We start from the raw sequence: 18447 nt of genomic DNA, 5'->3' as shown, positions 1-18447 counted from the left end.
AATGATCCCTTGATGACCGAGACCGACCTCGTTCCCGTCTTCGACGGCCACAACGATACGCTGCTCAGGCTCTATCAGTCGAAGGACGCGGATGTTGAGAAGCTGTTCATCGAGGGAACGCAGGGTGGCCACATCGACTTGCCGCGCGCGAAAAAGGGCGGCTTTGCTGGCGGCATGTTCGCGATCTTTCCGCCGCCGGTCGAGAAATCCAAGCGCAGTGCGGTTCCACCTGCGCCGAGCGATACCGAGCCCTTGCCGCCCGAAATTCCGCGCGCCGACGCGCTCGCTTCCACCTTCGCCATGGCCTCGATCCTGTTCAGGCTGGAACGAGCGTCGGCGCTCACCGTCTGCCGCAGCGCCGGCGACGTGCGAAATGCGATGGCGCAAGGGTCGATCGCGGCGGTGTTCCATATTGAAGGCGTCGAGGCGATCGACCCCGAACTGACGATGCTCGACGTGTTGCATGCGGCCGGCCTGCGCTCGCTCGGCGTCGTCTGGAGCCGCCCGAACGCTTTCGGCCACGGCGTGCCGTTCCGTTTCCCGTCGACGCCCGACACCGGACCTGGCCTGACCGATGCCGGCAAGGGACTGATCAAGGCCTGCAACCAGCTCGGCATCATGGTCGATCTTTCGCATCTCAACGAAAAGGGGTTTCGCGACGTCGCCGAGATCAGTGACGCCCCGCTGGTCGCGACCCACTCGAACGTCCATGCGATCTGCGGCCATTCCCGCAACCTCACGGACTGGCAGCTTGGCGCGATCCGCGAGTCGGGTGGCTTGGTCGGGCTGAATTTCGCCACCGGGTTTTTGCGCGAGGACGGCAGGATGAATGCCGATACCAGTCTCGACATCATGGTGCGCCATGTCGATTCACTGCTGCAGGCGCTGGGCGAAGACGGCGTCGGCCTCGGGTCCGATTTCGACGGCGCCATGATCCCGGCTGTGATCGGCGATGTCACCGGCCTGCCGAAGCTGCTCGATGCGTTCGCCGAGCGCGGCTTCGGTCGCGCGCTGATCGAGAAGATCGCCTATCGCAACTGGATCAGTATGCTGGAAAAGACCATCGGGTAAAGCGTGTCGCCCGGCAGAGTAGCCAGCGACCTGCAAATATATCGATCGAGCGGGGTTTTGATGATCTCGACAAGACCGTTGTCTCCGGAGCTCAAGCCGCGGATGATTGCGGACTTCGAGAACTTCAGGGCCGGCTCTTGAAGCGCCAGACCGTACGAACCGATGTCGCCATCGTCGGCGCCGGTTTTACCGGCCTGTCAGCCGCGCATGAATTGAACAAGGCCGGCATTGATTTTGTGCTGCTCGAGGCGCGCGGCCGCGTCGGCGGGCGGGTCGAGTCCAAGTGGAATGGGCTTGGCGAGCGGATCGACAGCGGCGGTCAGTTCCTGTGCGAGGACATGCCGGAACTGATGGCCTTGGTGCGAACGCACGGTAAGACGTTGGTCGAGACCTATGTTAAGGGCGAAGTCATTGCCCAGCCGCTGACGGGCGAACAGGAAGCCGAGCGAATCTACTACGCCTCGATGGCGATCCGCGACCGCATGAACGCGATTGCACCGGGCGATCCGACTATTGCCGGCTTGACCGTCGCCGCATGGCTCGATCGCCAGAACGATCCCGGTGAGGCCAAGGCGGCTTTTCGCTCGATGATCGAAGGCCTGTGGTGCCAGGCGCTCGAAAAACTGCCGCTTTGGCACCTCATCGACAATGACCGCCGTATCACCAATGAGGTGTCGGAGCTGCAGTATTTCGTGCACGAAACCATGCAGTCTCTGGCGGATGATCTGGCCGACGATCTCGGCGATCGCCTGCGATTGAACACGCCGGTCAGAACGATCGAGCGCAGACTGGGAGGAGTTCGTCTCGCGTCGACGACGGGCTCGATCACGGCGCGAACGGCGCTGATCGCCATGCCGCCGATGGTGGCTTCGAAGCTGGATTTCGCACCGCCGCTGCCGGTTGCCTTGGAAAAGGCCCTCGGTGTCTGGCAAAGCGGCGCGGTGATCAAAATGCAGGTGCGCTACCCCACAGCCTTTTGGCGCGCCAAGGGCTTGAGCGGCATGGTGATGTGGCGCGATCCGCCGGCCCTTTTTGCCTGTGACGTCAGCAAGGATGGCGGCCACCCTGCGTTAGTCGTCTTCGTCGGCGGGCCGCTTGCCCTACGCTGGCGGGAATTGGGAGATGCCGCGTTGCGCGGGGAGGTTACCGCGCGGCTCAAGGAGGCGCTCGGCACGAACGCAGGCAGCTTCACCGATTTCAGCTGTCGCGACTGGACCGATGATCGCTGGAGCGGCGGCGGCTACAGCGATCTCATCATCGATACGAGTGCCACCGACGCCGAACAAACCATCCTGGCCGGCGCGCCGCCAGTGTATTTCGCATCCTCGGAATTGTCTCCGTCATTTCCGGGCTATGTCGAAGGCGCAATCGTGGCTGGGCGCATTGCTGCACAGAAAATCCTCTCGGAATTTAATCCGCAATAGTCGCCTCATGGTCGCAGGCGAAGGCGTCTCAAGCTGGCGACCGGACGGCGCCGGGCCACAGCGGCGGCGTGATTTGATCCCGTGAACATGCGACTGCATGAAACAGTTCGGCAAAGCACGCCCTCGCCGTCGCATGACCGAATGTGCCCGGTACTGCCCGAATTCCGGTTTCAAATCTGTTACACGGTCAGTTTGCGTCCGTCGTTCGTCCGTTACCGGGTGCGGCTAAGTTCGTTTCAACAGAAAAAGAAAATCGATGAAGGGAATGGCGATGTATACGAAAATCCAGACTGCCTACAATGACCGCCTGCAGGCACCGGAGCGCAATGATCGGCGGCCGAAGCTGGCGCTGCGCCGGCGCGCCAACGACCATCCGATGGCGCTGTTCGTGGTGCTGGGCGCCGCCGCATTCGTCGGCATGGCGTTCGCGCCGACGGTTGGTCCGGCCTTTGCTTCACTGAACCCGCCGGCAAATATCGTCGACGGCGCGCCGACCACGACAAAGACCGCGCGCCTGCCGATGCCGGAGATCGATTTTGTCTGCAAGGGGCAAGCCTGGGGCGCCGAAAGTGCGGACTGCGTGCGCGTCATCGCCGAGCAGTCCGGCATCCACAAGGCTCGCGCGATCCGCGTGATCGCCAATGCCCCGCCGCTGACCAATACGCCGAACGTTTTTTGATGCCCCCGAGCGACCCTCCAGCGCTCCAGGCAGGCTCCCGCCGCATCGTCGGCCGGGAGTTTTTTCTCTGGCCTCTAACCCTTCGTTTGAGCATCGGATTTTTCAAAAGCCGATTTCCACCAGCCCGAAGTTCTAGCTGCCCAATGCCGCCTGCTCGGCGATGGCCGACAGCACGCCGCGCACGTCCAGCGTGCTGAACGGCTTTTCCAGGATCTGCGGACGCTGCGGCGCGGGCAATGCTTCGATTTCGGCCTTTGCGCCGATCAGGTCGCCGGTGACCAGAACGAAGCGCCGCGCCAGATCAGGCTTTTCGGCGAGCAGTTCGCGATAGACTGATATGCCGCTGGTGCCGGGCATGCGCAGATCGGAAAAGACGATGTCCGGCGGCATGTGGCCGGTCAAGGTCGCGGCGGCCGATGCCCAGGCCGGCACGATCCGCGACTTGATGCCCATCAATTCCAGAATGTCGGACAGCGACGCCGCGACATCCGGCTCGTCGTCGATGATCAGCGCGTGACGCAATCCGCTCGAGCGCGACGGGGTTTCGCCGGCGGCGGCCGCGCCGGCGGAGATCGCCGGCAACTGGACGACGAAACGGGCGCCCCTCGGCAGAACTTCCTCGAACCAGACATTGCCATTGTGCCGTTCGATGATCGATTTCGAGATTGACAGGCCGATGCCGGTGCCGACGCCGACCGGCTTGGTGGTGAAGTAAGATTCGAAGATGCGAGAGCGAATCGCTTCCGGCACGCCCAGCCCGTTGTCCTCAACCGAGAAACAGGGATTGCCGCGATCGCTGCGAAACGTGCGAACCTTGATCAGCCGGTCGCCGCCGATGCCGGCCAGAGCGTGTTGGCTGTTGATGAGGAAGTTGGCGGCCACTTGCGTCACATGGTCGGCGTCGGCCATGGCCAGCAGCGGGCCGCTGGCGAAATCGGTATCGATAATGATGCCGGTCGACCTGGCGCCGTACGCAGTCACTTCGAGTGCCGCGCGGACCACCTGGTTGAGGTCCGTCTCGGCCTGCGCCGCCGGGTGCAGGCGGACCATTGAGAGGAAGCTCTTGACGATGCGGCCGCAACGCTCGGCGGCGGCGCGCACCTTTTCGGCGCGCACCTTGGTCTGCGGGTCTGAAGCGAACTCGTGCAACAGCGTCGATTGTGCGACGACCACGGCAAGCGGGTTGTTGAGCTCGTGTGACACGCCGGCAAGCAGCGAGCCCATCGCCGCCATCTTCTCGTTCTGGTGCAGCTTTTCGCGCTGGCGGCCGATCTCCTCCTCGGCGCGCAATTTGTCGCGAAGGTCGCGGATCGAGCCGAAGATCAGGCGGCGGTCGGCGACTCGCATCTCGGTCGCCGTCAGTTCGATCGGAAAGACCTCGCCGGCCGCATTCTGGGTGACGGTCTCGATCCGCTGGCCGACCATCGGCGCGCCGCGGCCCGACATGTATTCGGCGCCCGACACATAGCCCTTGCGATAATATTCCGGAACGACGGTGTCGAGCAGGTCCTTGCCGAGGATGTCGCTGCGCTGATAGCCGAACATCTTTTCGGCGGCGGGATTGAATTCGATGATCGAACCGGTCTCGTCGATGACGATGATGGCGTCGAGCGAGGCCTGCAACATGGTGCGTCGGATGACTTCGCTGGCATGGGCATCGGAAAGCGATCGTTCGATGGCGTCGCCGATGGCCAATGCCACGATGTGCAGCGTTGCCTCTTCCTCGTCGGTCCATTCGCGCTCGTTCACGCAGTCGTTGACCGCCAGCGTGCCCCACAGATGGCCATGCGCAAAGACCGACACCGACAGGAACGACTTGATGTGCTGCTTTTCGAAGTCGGTTCTCAGAAAGCCTTCGAGGTCGCGCGTGTGTCCCGCGAAGATCTTGCCTTGCCGCTCGTCCTCCGCCAACCGTTCCAGCAGTGGGTCCGAATTGACAACCGACTGCATGATTACCGTTGGCGACGCCAGTTCGCCACCAAATCGGGGGTTGATCCAGTAAGCCGCGACCGACTGGGCAAAGCCCTGGCCGGGCAGCTCGCGCAGCCGAAACAGGATGCCGCGCTGGCAATCCATGGCCCGGCAGAGCGTTTCAAGGATGCTGTCCATCTCGCGCTGCCAGTCGCCGGCTTCGCGAAGCCGGCGAACGACATGGACAGCCGCCATCGCCGCGCCCTGCCTGACGCCGTGCATATCGCTGGGTGCTGCTTCAGCCGTCATGGTCAGCCGTCATTTCACAGTCGTGCCACCGAGAGTGGTTACCAGTGGTCGCGCCGCTCAGTTGCTTTCGCCGGTCGGCAGCGAGAAGATATAGCCTTCGCCGCGGACTGTGCGCAGGAATTTCGGATTGGCCGGGTCCGCCTCGATCTTCTTTCTCAGGCGCATGATGCGGATATCGACCGCGCGTGACGATTCAGGATCTTCCACGAAGCCGATCGCCTCGGAGATCGCCGCACGCGTCAGCAAACGGTTGGCACGCGTCAGGAAGACCTCCAGCACGTCAAACTCGCTCTTGGCCATGTCGATGACCGTCCCATTGGTGCCGGTGACGAACCGGCCGTCGAGATCGGCATGGAAAGGGCCGAAGCTCATAAAACGGCGGTTGGCAGTTGTTTCGGCCTTGGCGCCCTGTGGTTCGGCCGGCTGCGGCACGCGGCGCAGCACGCTGCGGACCCTCGCCAGCACCTCGCGCAATTCGTAAGGCTTGACGATGTAGTCGTCGGCGCCGAGTTCCAGCCCGACGATGCGGTCGAGCGCGGTGCCGGCGGCAGTGGCGTAGATGATGCCGATAGGCATTTTCGAGCGCAGCCAGCGGCCGAGCGACAGGCCGTCCTCGCCTGGCATGGCGATGTCGAGGATGGCCAGATGAAACGACTGCGTTTCCAGCAAAGTTCGCGCGGCGCTGGCACTCTCGGCCGTCGCGACATCGTAGCCGCTGGCGCCGAGATACTCGGCGACCGCGTCTCTCAGATCCGGCTCGTCCTCGACGATGACAATTCGTGCCCGCACTATGCTCTCGCTCCCGCTTTCAGCGGAAAGTAGATTGGGTATAAACATCATGTCCAGCACTCATCTTGGGTTGCCGGTTGCAGGGTGGAAAAAAATGGCTGCACGATCCGTCATCGCGCTTGTTTCCGTCGCCGAAGTGGTCGCGACCGATCTCGCCGACCATCTCGAACGGCGTGGTCATGACGTGCGCGCGGTGCGGCAGCCGTGGGAGGCCGAGTCCTTGCTTTCCGGAAAGGGCATCGATGTCGTCGTCGTCGGCGACAGCCTCAGCCAGGCGGAAGGGCGTGATCTGCTCAGGCGCCATGGCGGCGAGGGCGGGCCGGATTTCATCCTGATCTGCCGGCCGGCCGATCTCGTCGACAAGGTGCTGGCGCTCGAACTCGGCGCCGCCGACGTCGTCGAAAGCCCGCTCAATGTCAGGGAACTCGCCGCCCGTATCGGCGGCTTGCTGGCACGGCGCGGCAGAAACGCCGGGGAATTGGTCGTGCTGGAGAACGCGACGGTCGACCTCCGGTCGGCCATGGTCATGCATCGCTCCGGCACGGAAGAACAATTGTCGCCGGGTCAGGTGGCGCTGCTCAGATTGTTCCTGGCCAGTCCGCGCAAGGTCTTGACGCGCGACGACATCATTGCCGCCGCGCCCGCCGAAAATGCCGATGCCTTCGATCGCTCGATCGATTCGCGCATTGTGCGGCTGCGCCGCAAGCTCGACACCGAAACCATCACCACTATAAGGGGTGCAGGCTACCGGTTCGATCCGCCGACGCAGTTCGCCGACTGAGGCCGGGGCCCTCACCGTATTGCCCACAGGCCCAGGCGCTCAGCGGACCACAAGAACCGACGGACCTGACGGCATTTCGCTGGCGGCGACGAATTCGCTCGCATGGGCACGATCCCTAAGAAGCACGGTGGCGAGGCCGGCAAAGCCGAGCAGGCCCTGTGCGTAGAGCAGTGCGGAAAGCACCGAAGCTGCAAATTTCGTGTTCATCGTATCCGTTCCCCAAATTCAGATCTGCTGCGTATGGCCTGTTTTCGGGCACAATCTTTTCCCGAAAACCAGCACCACTTGTCGCGATGCGGTCTTTCGGTTCGGGTATCATGTCTTCAGGGAAACCCCCGAAGCGCCCGCGCCGCCAGCGGAGCCCCCCGTCGCGGCGCGGGCCTTCGGTCCTCTCGGCTGCAAGTTGCCGGAGGGGCCGCGCATCTTCTTCAGCCCAAAACCGACCCGCCAGAGGGCCTTGAGCCGGTTGATGCGCAGACTGGACACGATCCAGACCGTGGCGAAAAACAGTGCGGCATGCAGCGTCGAAACTTCGCTTGAAGTCATCCCCGCACCTTCGTCGTCGGGCTGCCGGCGAAGGTGCCGACGCCGCCAATCATGGCTGCGGCTATGCTTATCCTGAAGAGCCAGGAGATCGCGTTCGATTGCATGTTCATCTTCGTTTGTGCCGGCTGTTTTCGTTCGGTCAACTCTGCGGGTGGCCTGTATCCAGATCATGCCGCTAGAGTCCGCGCTTTGTTGCAGATTGGTTTCGAGCCAAGTCAAATTTCTTTCATATGAGGGAAGAGCGCACTTTCACTTGGAGATGGCAGCACCTTTTCGCGGGTCCGGGCTCGAGCAGCCGAGGCTTCACGTCAATTGGATTCACCCCTACAAATCCCTCGGATAGGCTTTGGGCTGTTAACCATAGGAAACACATTCGAAACAGAAACCTCTGCCGTGCGAAATCAATCCGAAACGTGACCCAACGATAAGCCGGTCATCGAATTGAAGCCGGCCATATCCGGCAGACGGGGGACATCATGTACACTGCCATTTCTGCCAAGCTCATCAACATCGCTGCCGCCGCCCTCGCGGGTGCGGTTCTTCTGTTCGGCGCCGGTACCGGCATTGTCCATGCTGCCAATCAGGCCGCCAATCAGATAGTGGCGCGGATTTCGCTTTCGCAGCAGACGATGCAAGTCCTGGTCGACGGGCGGCCGACCTTCGCGTGGAAAGTCTCGACCGGCGGCAAGGGGCATGTCACCCCGACCGGCTCGTTCAAGCCGACCCGCATGCACCAAATGTGGTATTCGAGGAAATATGATAACGCGCCGATGCCGCATTCGGTCTTCTTCAAGGGTGGCTACGCCGTGCATGCGACCAATTTCGTCAAGCGCCTCGGCCAGCCGGCCTCGCATGGCTGCGTGCGGCTGCATCCGGTCGACGCCGCCGATTTCTACCAGCTTGTCGAGATTTTCGGTCCAGCCAACACCAGGATCGTCATCGTCAAATAGGTAAGCAAAGACGATCCGCTTGTTAAATACGTTGCGGTCGGACATCACTGCCCAAGAAAAAGGCCGGAAATCCCCGGCCTTTTGTCAATCAATCAACCGGGACCGGCATCAGCTTCGGGTCCGGCTTCTCGGCGTGATGCGGCAGGTCCTTGCTGGCAATGAAGGTGTAGAACATCGGCACCACGAACAGGGTGAACATGGTCCCCACCAGAATGCCGGTGAAGATCACCAGGCCCATCGAATAGCGCGCCGCCGCACCCGCGCCGCTGGAGATGATCAGCGGCACCACGCCGAGCGCCATCGCAGCCGTCGTCATCAGGATCGGCCTTAGCCGCACCCTGGCCGAGGCGACGATCGCATCGCGCCGCCGCATCCCGTGGAGCTCGCGCTGCTGGTTGGCAAACTCGACCAGAAGAATGCCATGCTTGGTGATCAGGCCGATCAGCGTGATCAGGCCGACCTGCGTGTAGATGTTGAGCGTTCCCAGCCCAAGATTGAGCGGCACGATCGCGCCGAAGATCGACAGCGGCACCGACATCATGATGATCAGCGGATCGCGGAAGCTTTCGAACTGCGCCGCCAGCACCAGATAGATGACGAGAACGGCTGCCGCGAAGGCGATGATGATCGTGTAGCCCTGTTCCTTCTCCTGCCGCGACTGGCCGGTGTAGTCGATGAAGAACGTGTCGGGCAGGCTTTCCCTGGCGATGTCCTCGATGGTCCTCAGCCCGTCACCGGTGGTTAGGGTGGGCAATGGCAGAGCGGAAATCGTGGCGGAGTTCAATTGGTTGAACTGCTCGATCACGGCCGGCGAGGCGTTGGTCGAGATCTTCACCACCGCCGAGAGCGGCACCATCTCGCCCGACGCGCTGCGCACGAAATACTCGGCCAGCTTCTCAGGGTTGTCGCGGAAGTTCTGCGGCACCTGCGGGATGATGTCGTAGCTGTTGGATTCGCGGTCGAATTGCGCCACTTCGGCGCCACCGACCAAGAGGGTCAGCGTCCGGCCGATGTCGGCGATCGGCAGGTTGAGCGCCGCGGCGCGGTCGCGGTCGATCGTCACCGTCACTTGCGGCGCGTCGTAGGACATCGAATTCTGCACGGCTAGGAAGCGACCGGAGGCCTGCGCCTTGTTCTTGATGTCCTCGGCCGCCTCGTACACCTGCGAGGCATCGCCGGTCGAGCGCACCACCATCGTGACCGGCAGGCCGCCGCCGGAGCCGGGCAGCGTCGGCGGGGCGAAGACGAAAGCTTCGACGCCCGCAACCTTGCTGAGACGGCCCGTGATGTCTTCCTGAAGTTCCTTCGAGCTGCGCGCGCGCTCGGCCCAGTCCCTGAATGCGAAGCCGACGAAGGCGTTGTTCGTCGGGCCCTGGAACGCAACGGCGGAGAACCGCGCCCTGGTTTCGGGGATATCATTCATCAGCCCGAGAATCTGGTTCACATAGGTTTCGGTGTAGTCCGACGTGGCATAGCGCGGCGCATTCACAATAGACAGCAAGAAGCCCTGGTCTTCTTCCGGTGCCAGTTCGCTCGCGGTCTTGGTGAACATGAAGCCGGTCGTGGCGACCAGTGCGATGACGATCATCAGCGTCACCGGGCGATATTTCAACGAGCCGCTGACCAGCCGCTCATAGACGTTTTCGACGCGCCTGAATGTGGTGTCGACAATGCGCTGGAAGCGGCTGTGCGAGCCGGCCCTGAGGATGCGTGCCGACATCATCGGCGTGATGGTGAGGGCGACGACACCCGAAAGCACCACCGAGCCGGCAAGCGTCACCGCGAATTCGCGAAACAGCGCGCCGGTCAGGCCGCCGGTGAAGGCCAGCGGCGCGAACACGGCGGCCAGCGTTATCGTCATGGCGATGACGGCGGACGAGATCTCCCGCATGCCGTTGAAGGCCGCCTGCATCGGCGACAAACCGTCTTCCTCCATATGGCGGTGGATATTTTCCACCACCACGATGGCATCATCGACGACGAGGCCGATCGCCAGCACCATGGCCAGCAACGACAAAAGATTGATCGAATAGCCCAGCGAAAACAGCAGGAAGCAGACGCCGATCAGTGACAGCGGAATGGTCACGATCGGCATCAGCACCGAGCGGAACGAGCCGAGGAAGAGCAGGATGACGACGATGACGATGGCGACCGCTTCGCCGATGGTCTTGAACACCTCCTCGATCGACGCGCTGATCTGCTCGGTCGAATCGTAGACGATCTCGATCGTCATGCCTTGCGGCAGCGTCTCCTGGATCGTCGGCACGATTTCATGGATCGCCTCCGCTGTCGTCAGCGGATTGGCGGCCGGCGTCGGAAAGATGGCGAGGAAGATGCCGGGCTTGCCGTTGAAAGTGACCCTGGTGTCGGTGTTCGCCGCGGCGAGCTCGACGCGCGCCACGTCGCGCAGCCTCACCACATTGCCGTCCTTCGATCGGAGCGGGAGAGCGGCGAAAGCTTCCGGCGTCTGCAGCGTCGAGCGAACGGTAATCGAGGAGGCGACGTATTCGTTTTCGGTGTTGCCGGGTGCTGACAGGAAATTCGATTCGTTGATGGCGGTCAGCACTTCCGACGCCGTCACGCCGCGCGCCGCCAGTTTGATCGGGTCGATCCAGACGCGCATCGAATATTCGGCGGCCCCAAAGATCTGCACGTCGGCGACACCCTCGACCGTCGACATGCGCGGCCGCACGACGCGCTCGATATATTCGGTGAGCTGTTCCGGCGTCATGTTCGGATTCTGCATCGAGATATACATCATCGCGAACTGATCGCCGGTACCCTTGACGATCACCGGGTCTTCGGCCTCGTCCGGCAGATCGCCGCGCACGCCTTGTACCTTCGACAAGACTTCGTTCAGCGCGACGTCGGGGTTGGAGCCGAGTTTCATCTGCACCGTCACGGTGCTTAGGGACGACCGGCTCGCCGACGTGACGTAATCGATGTTTTCGGTCGAAGCGACGGCACGGGCGATCGGCGCGGAAATGAATCCCTGGATCAGGTCGGCGCTGGCGCCGGGATAGGCCGTGGTGATCGTGATAGCCGTTTCTTCGACCTCCGGATACTGCCGGATCGAAAGGTTGAAGATGCCCTGAAAACCCAGAAGCAGGATCATCAGGGCGAGCACGGTCGAAAGGACCGGGCGGCGGATGAAGAGGTCGGAAAGGCTCATTTCTGGGCTGCCTGCTGGTTCGCCGGCTTGGTCGGATCGATCGTGTTGTCGACGGCAACGGACATGCCGTTGGAGAGCCGGTTCTGGCCGGCGGTAACAACCTCGTCCCCAGGCGCGATGCCCTCGAGGATCTCAACCAGGCCGGCGTTGCGGCGGCCGGGCTTGACGAACACCTGGGCGAGCACGAGCTGCGGCTTCTGTTCTTCCGCTGTCGGTTCGGTCGGCGTTGCCGCCGGTTCTTCGTTGGGTTTTGCCGCGGGCGCTTCGGCTGCGGGCTTCGCAGTATCCGTGGCGGGCTTTTCTTCCGGCTTTGCCGCAGCAGGAGGGGCGGCGCCATTGGCCGCGGCCGGCTTCGCCGGACGCACCACAAAGACAAAGTCACCGTAGAGGCTGGAGGTCAGCGCGGTCTGCGGCACCGTCAGCACGTTGTTTTCCTCGGGCAGTTCGACGCGCACCTGCACGAACTGGCCAGGCGTCAGCTTGCCTTCGGGGTTGGCGACCTCGGCCCTGACCGTCACCAGCCGGCTGGTCGGGTCGATTTTGGGGTCGATGCCGCGGATTGTGCCGGCGAACGGAAGCTCGCCGTCGCCAATGCCCAGCCGCACCGTCTGGCCGATCTTCAGCAGCGGAAGCTGCTGTTCGGGAACCGAGAAATCGGCCCGCATCGTCTCCAGGTCCTGCAGTGTCACTACGGAAGTGCCGGGTGAGAGATACTGGCCGAGATCGATCCTGGGGATACCCACTGTGCCGCCGAAGGGCGCTGTCAGCAGTTTCTGTTCGAGCACAGCCTGCAGCCTGTTGACCTGCGAAGCGGAAGCCGATGCGGTTGCCCGCGCCGTGTCGAGCGTCGATTCCGAGCCGACACCGCGCTTTTGCAGTTCAAGGGCGCGTGTCAACGCCGTCTGGTCGAGCGCTGCTTGCGCCTTCGTCGCATCGAGATCGGCGCGCTCGGCGGCATCGTCGAGCTGAAGGAGAACCGCGTTGGCTTCAACCTTCTGATTGGCGTGAAACAGGATGTCCTTAACGATGCCGGCGGTTTCGACGCTCAGGTCGACGCCGCGGACCGCTCTGACAGTGCCGATCGCCTCGACGCCCGGCGTCCAGCTCGTCGGTTTGACGATTGTCGTCGACACGGTCGCGGCCGGCGGTTTCATCGTGGCGAAGAATTGCTGCATTGCATTGTCGCGGAACAAATTAAAGCCGACGATGCCGCCACACACCAGCACGAGCAGAACGAAGGCAATGATGAAACGCTTGATCACGAACAGTCCCCTTGGCCATGGCCCGGCATAACAGTCGGATGACCGAAACACATACCTGTGACTGGTCCCGATTTCAAATGACGGCGATCTTACTGTACCGTCTGGACGGTCTTGTCAATTCCGCGTAGGCTAATGTATGGGAAGCGACTGATGAAGGCCCGAAGAACAAATTCGCGCGACAGGATACTCGCTGCCGCCGCCGATGTGGCACGCGAGACAGGGCCCGGCAGCCTGTCGCTGGACGCCGTCGCCAGCCGAGCCGGCGTGTCGAAAGGCGGCTTGCTGTACAATTTCCCGACCAAGGCGAAACTGATGCAGGCGCTGGTGGAGGAATACCTGCGCGCCTTCGAGCAGGCGCTGGAGTCCGCCCGCACGGCCGGCGTCAGCGGCGAAAGCCCGCTTGCGACCTACATCAAGCTTTCGGCCGAACATGCCGAGGAATCGAAACCGTCGGCTTCCTGGATATTTTCGGCGATCGCCGAGGATCCCGATTTCCTGACACCGATAAAATTGTTCAGGCGGCAGGTTTTCGAGCGGCTCAAGGGAGAGACGCCGGACCTCAAGGCGCTGCTGGTTTGCTACCTCGCCATCGAAGGCCTTCGCAGCATGAACCTCTTCGACTCGGACGTCCTTTCACAGGACGAACGCCGGTTGCTGGTATCGTCCTTGCTTGAGATCGCGGGATAGATTGCCGCGTAGGCCAGCGAAGCACCTGCGGCAAGGCAGATCACCGTGAACGACCTTGCTGATGATCGCCTGGATTATCCCGAGCACCTGAGGCGGTTTACCGCCAGGGCAACACACCGGCCGGAAACCGCCGCCCGAACCGGTCGAGCACAAGCAGCGGGCCCGCGCCATACCGGCACGGACTGCCCGGGTAGGATTTCCGGCGCGCACGACACCACTGGCTACCGGGCTGGCTACTGGCTCATCACGGCGCCGAACTATTCCTTGTTGGCGGCGTCGTTGGCGAGTGCGGCGGCCGCATCGTAGCCCAGCCCCTTTGATGGATTCGCGCTGGGCCTAAGGCGCCGTTCAGGGAACTTTTGTTCGGCTGGCGATTTTGGATATATGGTACAAAGCCGAACTGCCAGAAGGGTATTGCCGATGACGACAAAACGCTTTGCGATCCGCGCGCTCGCCTTCGCGATAGGCTGCAGCATGTCCGCCTCGGCTTTCGCGGGGGACAAATACCGCGACCATCGGCACCGCGACTACCGGGTTCAATCCGAACGCTACGTTCCCGCCGAAGGCGACATCATCGACATTCTGTTCGGCGGCCCGCGCTACTATGACCAGCAGTTGGTCACGACGGCCGCCGGAGCCTGCTCCTACCACAGGGTCGGGCCCGACGCGAATGCGTTGAACAAGATCAACGATCACCACTGTGGGAAGTAGGCGGCAGGCTTCAGCGCCCGCCAGTCTCCTTCATCCGCGCGATGATGTCGGCCATCAGCGCCAGGTCGCGACGGGAGTCTGCGAGGTCGGTCAGCGGCTTTGTCCCGTCAGTGATGTGGCGATGGAAGGTCTCCAGTTCATTCGAGAAAGCGTCGCCATAGAGCGGCCCGAAGGTCCTGGTCACCGGGCCTAGTGGACCGGCTTCCGTCACTTCGAGCCGCGTCGGCAGGCTGCGGATATAGGGCGTGTCGTAGATGATGCGGACCCGTTTGGTGTTCGAGCGCACCTCGATCATGGCATCAAACAGGCCGAGATCGTCGACCACTGCGTCGTAGCAGCAGGCGAAATGCCCATAGTCGAAGATCACGCTGGTGTTGGCGCCGCCATTGGTGCGATGCGCGGCGAGCACACGAACCGGCTCGCCGAGCAGCCCGCGCATCGCCGAAATGTGGTGCGAGCTCAGCGCCGTCAGGCCGCGATAGGCGCGTACGAGATCGGCGGGCGCATCGCTGCCCACCACTTCGCGGATCAGCGCCTCGCGCTCCCCGGCGCCGCGTGCCAAAAGGGCCGGATCGATGTCGGTGGGAGAGAGAATATTCTGGCTCTTTTTCAGGAAATGCCGGCCCTCGGAGATCAGGTCGAAGATGCGGACATGGGTGATATCGGCGAAGTCAGGCAGTTCCCCCATCGCCGCCAGGTAGGCCGGAGCGTAGCGGCGCATGTAACCGACGAAGATCGTCTTGGCGTAATTTGTCGTCAGAGCCAGCAATTCGTCGATTTCGCGCACCGTCAGGCAGGCGGGCTTTTCCAGCAGGACATGCTTGTTCGCCTGGACGGCGGCACGGACGAAACGGCTGTGGGTCTCGTCGGACGAGAGGATGAAAACCGCGTCGATATCCGGCGAACTGATCAGCGCCTCGGCCGAATCGAAGATTGCGGCAGTCGGGTATTCGGAGCGGCACAGCGTCACGAGGCTCGGCGAAACATCATAGACGCCCGATATCAGCCAGCGGTCGCGCTGGTCGCTCAGCACCGGCAGATGGATCGACTGAGCGACCTCTCCAAGCCCCACAAGTCCGACACGGATCACCGCCACGGCAAACTCCCTTTCCAATCGTTCAATTCGTAACGAGCCGGATCGTTTCTATGCCGCGCCGGTGACGAGCGCGACAAGTTCGTTGCCGGTGGTCTCGGACGATCGGACCGTCGCCACCATCCGTCCCGCCCGCATCACCCAGATCTGGTCGGACAGGCGCCGCACCTGATCGAAATTATGGCTGACCAGGATGACGCTGACGGCCTGTTCGCGCAGCCGCCGGATCAGGGCTTCGACATTGGCCGTCTCCTGCACACCGAGCGCCGCGGTTGGTTCGTCCATCACCACCAGCTTGGCGCCGGAACCTACGGCGCGGCAGATCGAGATCGCCTGTCGCTGTCCGCCCGAAAGGCGCCGCACGCGCTGGCTGACCGAAGGCATGTTGATCGACAGGCGCGACAGCATGGCGCGCGCCTGCTGCTTCATCGCCTTGCGGTCGAGCAGGGCGAACGGGCCGATCCGGCGCACGATCTCACGGTTGAGGAACAGGTTCTGGGCGACGGTCAATTCATCGATCAGCGCGAGGTTCTGGTGCACCGTCTCGATGCCGGCCTTGCGCGCCTCGTCGGGATTGGCGAAGGGGTGCAGCCGGCCGTTGAAGAAGATTTCGCCACCATCCGGCACGTGCACGCCGACCAGGCAGCGTATCAGCGTCGACTTGCCGGCGCCATTGTCGCCGATGACAGCGGTGACCTCGCCACGGCGGGCCTGGAAGGCGACATCGGTGAAGGCCCGGATGCCGCCGAAATGCTTGCTTAGCCCTTCGCAGGCTAGGATCGCGTCGGCCGACGGCGAGTGATTGACGGCGCTCATTTCTGATACCGCATGATCAGTGCCGCCAGCACCACGATGGCGCCCACGGCGAGCGGTTGGTAGAAGGCCGAAACGCTGAGCAGCGTCAGCCCGTTGACGAGAGCGGTGAGCATCAGCGCCCCGATCGCCGGGCCGAGAATGCTGGCGCGTCCGCCGAACAGGCTGACGCCTCCCAAGACGACTGCCGCCACCGAATTGAGCAGAAGGCTGGTGTTGATCTGCGGTTCGGCCGAGCCGATGCGCGCCACCAGAAGCAGCGCGGCGGTGCCGGCGCAGAATCCTGATATCGTGTAGGCGGCGATCTTGACCCGGTTGGTCCGGATGCCGAGCGAGCGGGCGCTTTCAGTCTGGCCGCCGGTCGCCAGCAGATGCACCCCGAAGCGGGTATGGAAGAGCGCGATATGCGCCACGAGAACGGCCGATATTGCCACCCAGACGGGATAGCCGAACGGCCCGAAGGAACCGGAGGCCAGCCGCAGCAGGAAGGTCGAGCGAACCATTATCGGCTCGCCGCCCGACAGGATCAGACCAAGGCCGGTGACGCCCGAAAGCGTGCCGAGCGTCACCACGAAGTCGGGTATTTTCCCGGCTGTGATGAGCACGCCATTGAGGAAACCGACCGCGCTGGTGGCGGCGACGGCCAGTACACAGGCGAAGAAGATGCCATAGCCCGCGGCATCGACGAGGCCGAGGATGATGGCGCCCAGCATGACTGCGGCAGCCAGCGAGAGATCGATCCCGGCGGTGGCCACGACGAAGGTCTGGCCGATCGACAGCACGACCAGGATCGCCGCGGCTAGCAGCAGGGCCTGCAAATTGGCGACGCTGAGAAAGACCGGCTGACTAATGCCGAACACGACGACGAGGCCGACCAGGCCAACGACCGATGCCCAGTCGGCCCAGAAGGAAGGATCCAGGAGGAGAGCCGACAGGGAGGGACGGCTCTCCTCCGCCGCGCCCGCTGTATGCGCGGGCGCGTTTTGTTCAGGCGTGCTCACTTCAACATCTCGCGGAAGGGATCGGGATAGTCGCCGCCGGGGCGCGGGAAGTTCTTCAGCGAGGCTTCGGCATTGTCTTTGTTGATCAGAAGCACCGGCGCCGGCACGTTGGCGGGCAGTTCCTTGCCCATGGCCGCTGCCTTGCAGGCTTCCACGCCCATGGCTCCGACAACATAGGGGTACTGGGCGACGGTCGCAGCGAGTTCGCCGGCGGCAACGGACTTCAGGGCGTCGACGATGCCGTCAAGCCCGATCACCTTGACGTCCTTACCCGAGGTCTGGACGGCGCGCTGGACGCCGAGCGCCATGATGTCGTTGGCGGCAAAGAAGCCGGCGAGATCGGGATGCGCGGCCAGGATGTCGGTCGCGGCGGTCAAGGCCTTTTCACGGTCCCAGTCGGCGCTCACCATCACCACGACGTCGAGCTTGCCTTCGACAGCCTGCTTGAAACCCTTGATGCGGGCATTGCTGCCGACATCGCCGACGATGCCCGCCACCAGTGCAACCTTGGAGCCTGCAGGAACCAGCTTCAGCATCTCCTCGCCGGCCAGCACGCCGGCGGCAACGTTGTCTGTGCCGATATAGGTCGAGATGGTGAAGCCGGCGGCCTTGGCCTGCTCGGCGTCGATGGTGCTGTCGATGTTGACGATCGGCTTGTTCTTCTGCGCGACCGGCACCAGCGCCTGCACCAGGTTGGAGACGCTGATCGGGTTGACCAGGTAGCAGTCGAAATCCTGCATGGCCATGGCGGTCAGCCGGTCCGCCTGCCCGGTTGCGTCGCCCATATTGGCGGCAGCCTGCACGGTAACGCCGACGCCATCGGCCTTGGCTTGCTCCTCGATGCCCTTCTGCATGTACTGGAAGAAGGGGTTGTCGAGACCTTTGACGATGGCCGCGACTTTCGCCGCGTCTTGGGCCTGGGTCGGCATGGAGACGATGGTTGCAAAGAGACCTGCGCCAAGCGTCAGGCCATTGAATATACGCATGCTTCTTCCTCCTCCTAAATGTTGGTTGTGTCGCAATTAACCCGTTCGGCGAATGGAATGGCTGTGCAGGGCACGACGAAGGCCGGCCCGGCGCTTGCGATGGCAGACAGCCGACCGATCGGCGATTGCCTTGCAGCTCGCTGCTTCAAGACCCGTTCCGGGCCATTTTCCGTGTCAGGCATTTCTCCTCCCAGAGCGCTGGCCAAGGCTTCGCCAGCATTATCGCATGTTTTAGAAAAATTTGACATACGTCAAGTTTTAA

Annotated in this window: 17 protein-coding genes; 7 read left to right on the top strand and 10 right to left on the bottom strand. The window is 62.9% G+C overall.

Features of this window, described 5'->3' with window-relative positions; genetic code table 11:
- The first annotated feature begins 12 nt into the window (after window positions 1-12).
- The 3 genes from ACWUKX_RS10100 (at window position 13) to ACWUKX_RS10090 (ending at window position 3174) form a co-directional block, all read left to right on the top strand.
- On the top strand, window positions 13-1071 hold the full coding sequence (locus tag ACWUKX_RS10100) for a dipeptidase (RefSeq protein ID WP_456006303.1): 1059 nt from the start codon (window positions 13-15) through the stop codon (window positions 1069-1071).
- 137 nt (window positions 1072-1208) lie between these two features.
- Window positions 1209-2495: a flavin monoamine oxidase family protein gene (locus ACWUKX_RS10095; protein ID WP_456006300.1), complete on the top strand. Its 1287-nt coding sequence runs from the start codon at window positions 1209-1211 to the stop codon at window positions 2493-2495.
- A 271-nt stretch (window positions 2496-2766) separates the two neighbouring features.
- Complete coding sequence (locus ACWUKX_RS10090) at window positions 2767-3174, top strand: hypothetical protein (RefSeq protein ID WP_456006297.1); 408 nt, start codon at window positions 2767-2769, stop codon at window positions 3172-3174.
- A 132-nt stretch (window positions 3175-3306) separates the two neighbouring features.
- On the opposite strand, the gene ACWUKX_RS10085 is transcribed toward ACWUKX_RS10090, so the two are convergent.
- Together ACWUKX_RS10085 and ACWUKX_RS10080 are read right to left on the bottom strand one after the other, a co-directional pair.
- Entirely contained in the window at window positions 3307-5394 is a 2088-nt protein-coding gene (locus tag ACWUKX_RS10085; protein ID WP_456006294.1) for a PAS domain S-box protein, read from the bottom strand.
- 57 nt (window positions 5395-5451) lie between these two features.
- The gene (locus tag ACWUKX_RS10080; RefSeq protein WP_189522455.1) at window positions 5452-6231 is read right to left on the bottom strand and encodes a response regulator; all 780 of its coding nucleotides are present in this window, start codon (window positions 6229-6231) and stop codon (window positions 5452-5454) included.
- 46 nt (window positions 6232-6277) lie between these two features.
- On the opposite strand from ACWUKX_RS10080, the gene ACWUKX_RS10075 reads away from it, so the two are divergent.
- Window positions 6278-6964 (top strand): response regulator transcription factor, encoded by a 687-nt coding sequence (locus ACWUKX_RS10075; protein ID WP_065007437.1) that lies wholly within the window; start codon window positions 6278-6280, stop codon window positions 6962-6964.
- Between the two features lie 39 nt (window positions 6965-7003).
- On the opposite strand, the gene ACWUKX_RS10070 is transcribed toward ACWUKX_RS10075, so the two are convergent.
- Together ACWUKX_RS10070 and ACWUKX_RS10065 are read right to left on the bottom strand one after the other, a co-directional pair.
- A complete protein-coding gene (locus ACWUKX_RS10070; protein WP_084831313.1) occupies window positions 7004-7171 on the bottom strand; it encodes a hypothetical protein in 168 nt (55 codons plus the stop codon).
- A 108-nt stretch (window positions 7172-7279) separates the two neighbouring features.
- Window positions 7280-7729, bottom strand: a complete 450-nt coding sequence (locus ACWUKX_RS10065) for a hypothetical protein (protein WP_456006291.1) — start codon at window positions 7727-7729, stop codon at window positions 7280-7282.
- A 257-nt stretch (window positions 7730-7986) separates the two neighbouring features.
- Here ACWUKX_RS10065 and ACWUKX_RS10060 point away from each other — a divergent pair, with 257 nt between their 5' ends.
- Window positions 7987-8460, top strand: a complete 474-nt coding sequence (locus ACWUKX_RS10060) for a L,D-transpeptidase (RefSeq protein WP_456006287.1) — start codon at window positions 7987-7989, stop codon at window positions 8458-8460.
- 88 nt (window positions 8461-8548) lie between these two features.
- On the opposite strand, the gene ACWUKX_RS10055 is transcribed toward ACWUKX_RS10060, so the two are convergent.
- Window positions 8549-11632 (bottom strand): efflux RND transporter permease subunit, encoded by a 3084-nt coding sequence (locus ACWUKX_RS10055; protein ID WP_456006284.1) that lies wholly within the window; start codon window positions 11630-11632, stop codon window positions 8549-8551.
- Window positions 11629-12894, bottom strand: coding sequence for an efflux RND transporter periplasmic adaptor subunit (locus tag ACWUKX_RS10050; RefSeq protein WP_456006281.1), 1266 nt, complete (start codon window positions 12892-12894; stop codon window positions 11629-11631). Before ACWUKX_RS10050 ends, ACWUKX_RS10055 begins: the two co-directional genes overlap by 4 nt.
- Before the next feature lie 150 nt (window positions 12895-13044).
- Here ACWUKX_RS10050 and ACWUKX_RS10045 point away from each other — a divergent pair, with 150 nt between their 5' ends.
- On the top strand, window positions 13045-13581 hold the full coding sequence (locus tag ACWUKX_RS10045) for a TetR/AcrR family transcriptional regulator (protein WP_287330329.1): 537 nt from the start codon (window positions 13045-13047) through the stop codon (window positions 13579-13581).
- Between the two features lie 420 nt (window positions 13582-14001).
- Window positions 14002-14292, top strand: coding sequence for a hypothetical protein (locus ACWUKX_RS10040; RefSeq protein ID WP_456006278.1), 291 nt, complete (start codon window positions 14002-14004; stop codon window positions 14290-14292).
- Window positions 14293-14302: 10 nt separating this feature from the next.
- Here the strand turns inward: ACWUKX_RS10040 and ACWUKX_RS10035 are convergent, their stop codons facing one another.
- Genes ACWUKX_RS10035 through ACWUKX_RS10020 form a run of 4 tightly spaced genes read right to left on the bottom strand, consistent with a single transcriptional unit; the run spans window position 14303 to window position 18185 of the window.
- A complete protein-coding gene (locus ACWUKX_RS10035; RefSeq protein WP_456006275.1) occupies window positions 14303-15388 on the bottom strand; it encodes a Gfo/Idh/MocA family protein in 1086 nt (361 codons plus the stop codon).
- A gap of 48 nt (window positions 15389-15436) precedes the next feature.
- On the bottom strand, window positions 15437-16201 hold the full coding sequence (locus tag ACWUKX_RS10030) for an ATP-binding cassette domain-containing protein (RefSeq protein ID WP_456006272.1): 765 nt from the start codon (window positions 16199-16201) through the stop codon (window positions 15437-15439).
- Window positions 16198-17199, bottom strand: a complete 1002-nt coding sequence (locus ACWUKX_RS10025) for an ABC transporter permease (RefSeq protein ID WP_456006269.1) — start codon at window positions 17197-17199, stop codon at window positions 16198-16200. The genes ACWUKX_RS10030 and ACWUKX_RS10025 overlap by 4 nt, the downstream gene beginning before the upstream one ends.
- The gene (locus tag ACWUKX_RS10020) at window positions 17196-18185 is read right to left on the bottom strand and encodes a sugar ABC transporter substrate-binding protein (protein WP_456006267.1); all 990 of its coding nucleotides are present in this window, start codon (window positions 18183-18185) and stop codon (window positions 17196-17198) included. The genes ACWUKX_RS10025 and ACWUKX_RS10020 overlap by 4 nt, the downstream gene beginning before the upstream one ends.
- Window positions 18186-18447 lie beyond the last annotated feature (262 nt).

Source organism: Mesorhizobium sp. f-mel, from assembly GCF_053850215.1.
Note: the sequence above shows the minus strand (reverse complement) of the source record. Positions and strands in the feature narration are given on the sequence as shown.

Excerpts from the sequence above, each read along its gene's own strand:
- ACWUKX_RS10040 (WP_456006278.1), top strand. The coding sequence starts at position 14,002 with ATGACGACAAAACGCTTTGCGATCCGCGCGCTCGCCTTCGCGATAGGC.
- ACWUKX_RS10060 (WP_456006287.1), top strand. The coding sequence starts at position 7,987 with ATGTACACTGCCATTTCTGCCAAGCTCATCAACATCGCTGCCGCCGCC.
- ACWUKX_RS10070 (WP_084831313.1), bottom strand. The coding sequence starts at position 7,171 with ATGAACACGAAATTTGCAGCTTCGGTGCTTTCCGCACTGCTCTACGCA.
- ACWUKX_RS10100 (WP_456006303.1), top strand. The coding sequence starts at position 13 with ATGACCGAGACCGACCTCGTTCCCGTCTTCGACGGCCACAACGATACG.
- ACWUKX_RS10080 (WP_189522455.1), bottom strand. The coding sequence starts at position 6,231 with ATGTTTATACCCAATCTACTTTCCGCTGAAAGCGGGAGCGAGAGCATA.
- ACWUKX_RS10085 (WP_456006294.1), bottom strand. The coding sequence starts at position 5,394 with ATGACGGCTGAAGCAGCACCCAGCGATATGCACGGCGTCAGGCAGGGC.
- ACWUKX_RS10090 (WP_456006297.1), top strand. The coding sequence starts at position 2,767 with ATGTATACGAAAATCCAGACTGCCTACAATGACCGCCTGCAGGCACCG.
- ACWUKX_RS10020 (WP_456006267.1), bottom strand. The coding sequence starts at position 18,185 with ATGCGTATATTCAATGGCCTGACGCTTGGCGCAGGTCTCTTTGCAACC.
- ACWUKX_RS10045 (WP_287330329.1), top strand. The coding sequence starts at position 13,045 with ATGAAGGCCCGAAGAACAAATTCGCGCGACAGGATACTCGCTGCCGCC.
- ACWUKX_RS10055 (WP_456006284.1), bottom strand. The coding sequence starts at position 11,632 with ATGAGCCTTTCCGACCTCTTCATCCGCCGCCCGGTCCTTTCGACCGTG.
- ACWUKX_RS10030 (WP_456006272.1), bottom strand. The coding sequence starts at position 16,201 with ATGAGCGCCGTCAATCACTCGCCGTCGGCCGACGCGATCCTAGCCTGC.
- ACWUKX_RS10075 (WP_065007437.1), top strand. The coding sequence starts at position 6,278 with ATGGCTGCACGATCCGTCATCGCGCTTGTTTCCGTCGCCGAAGTGGTC.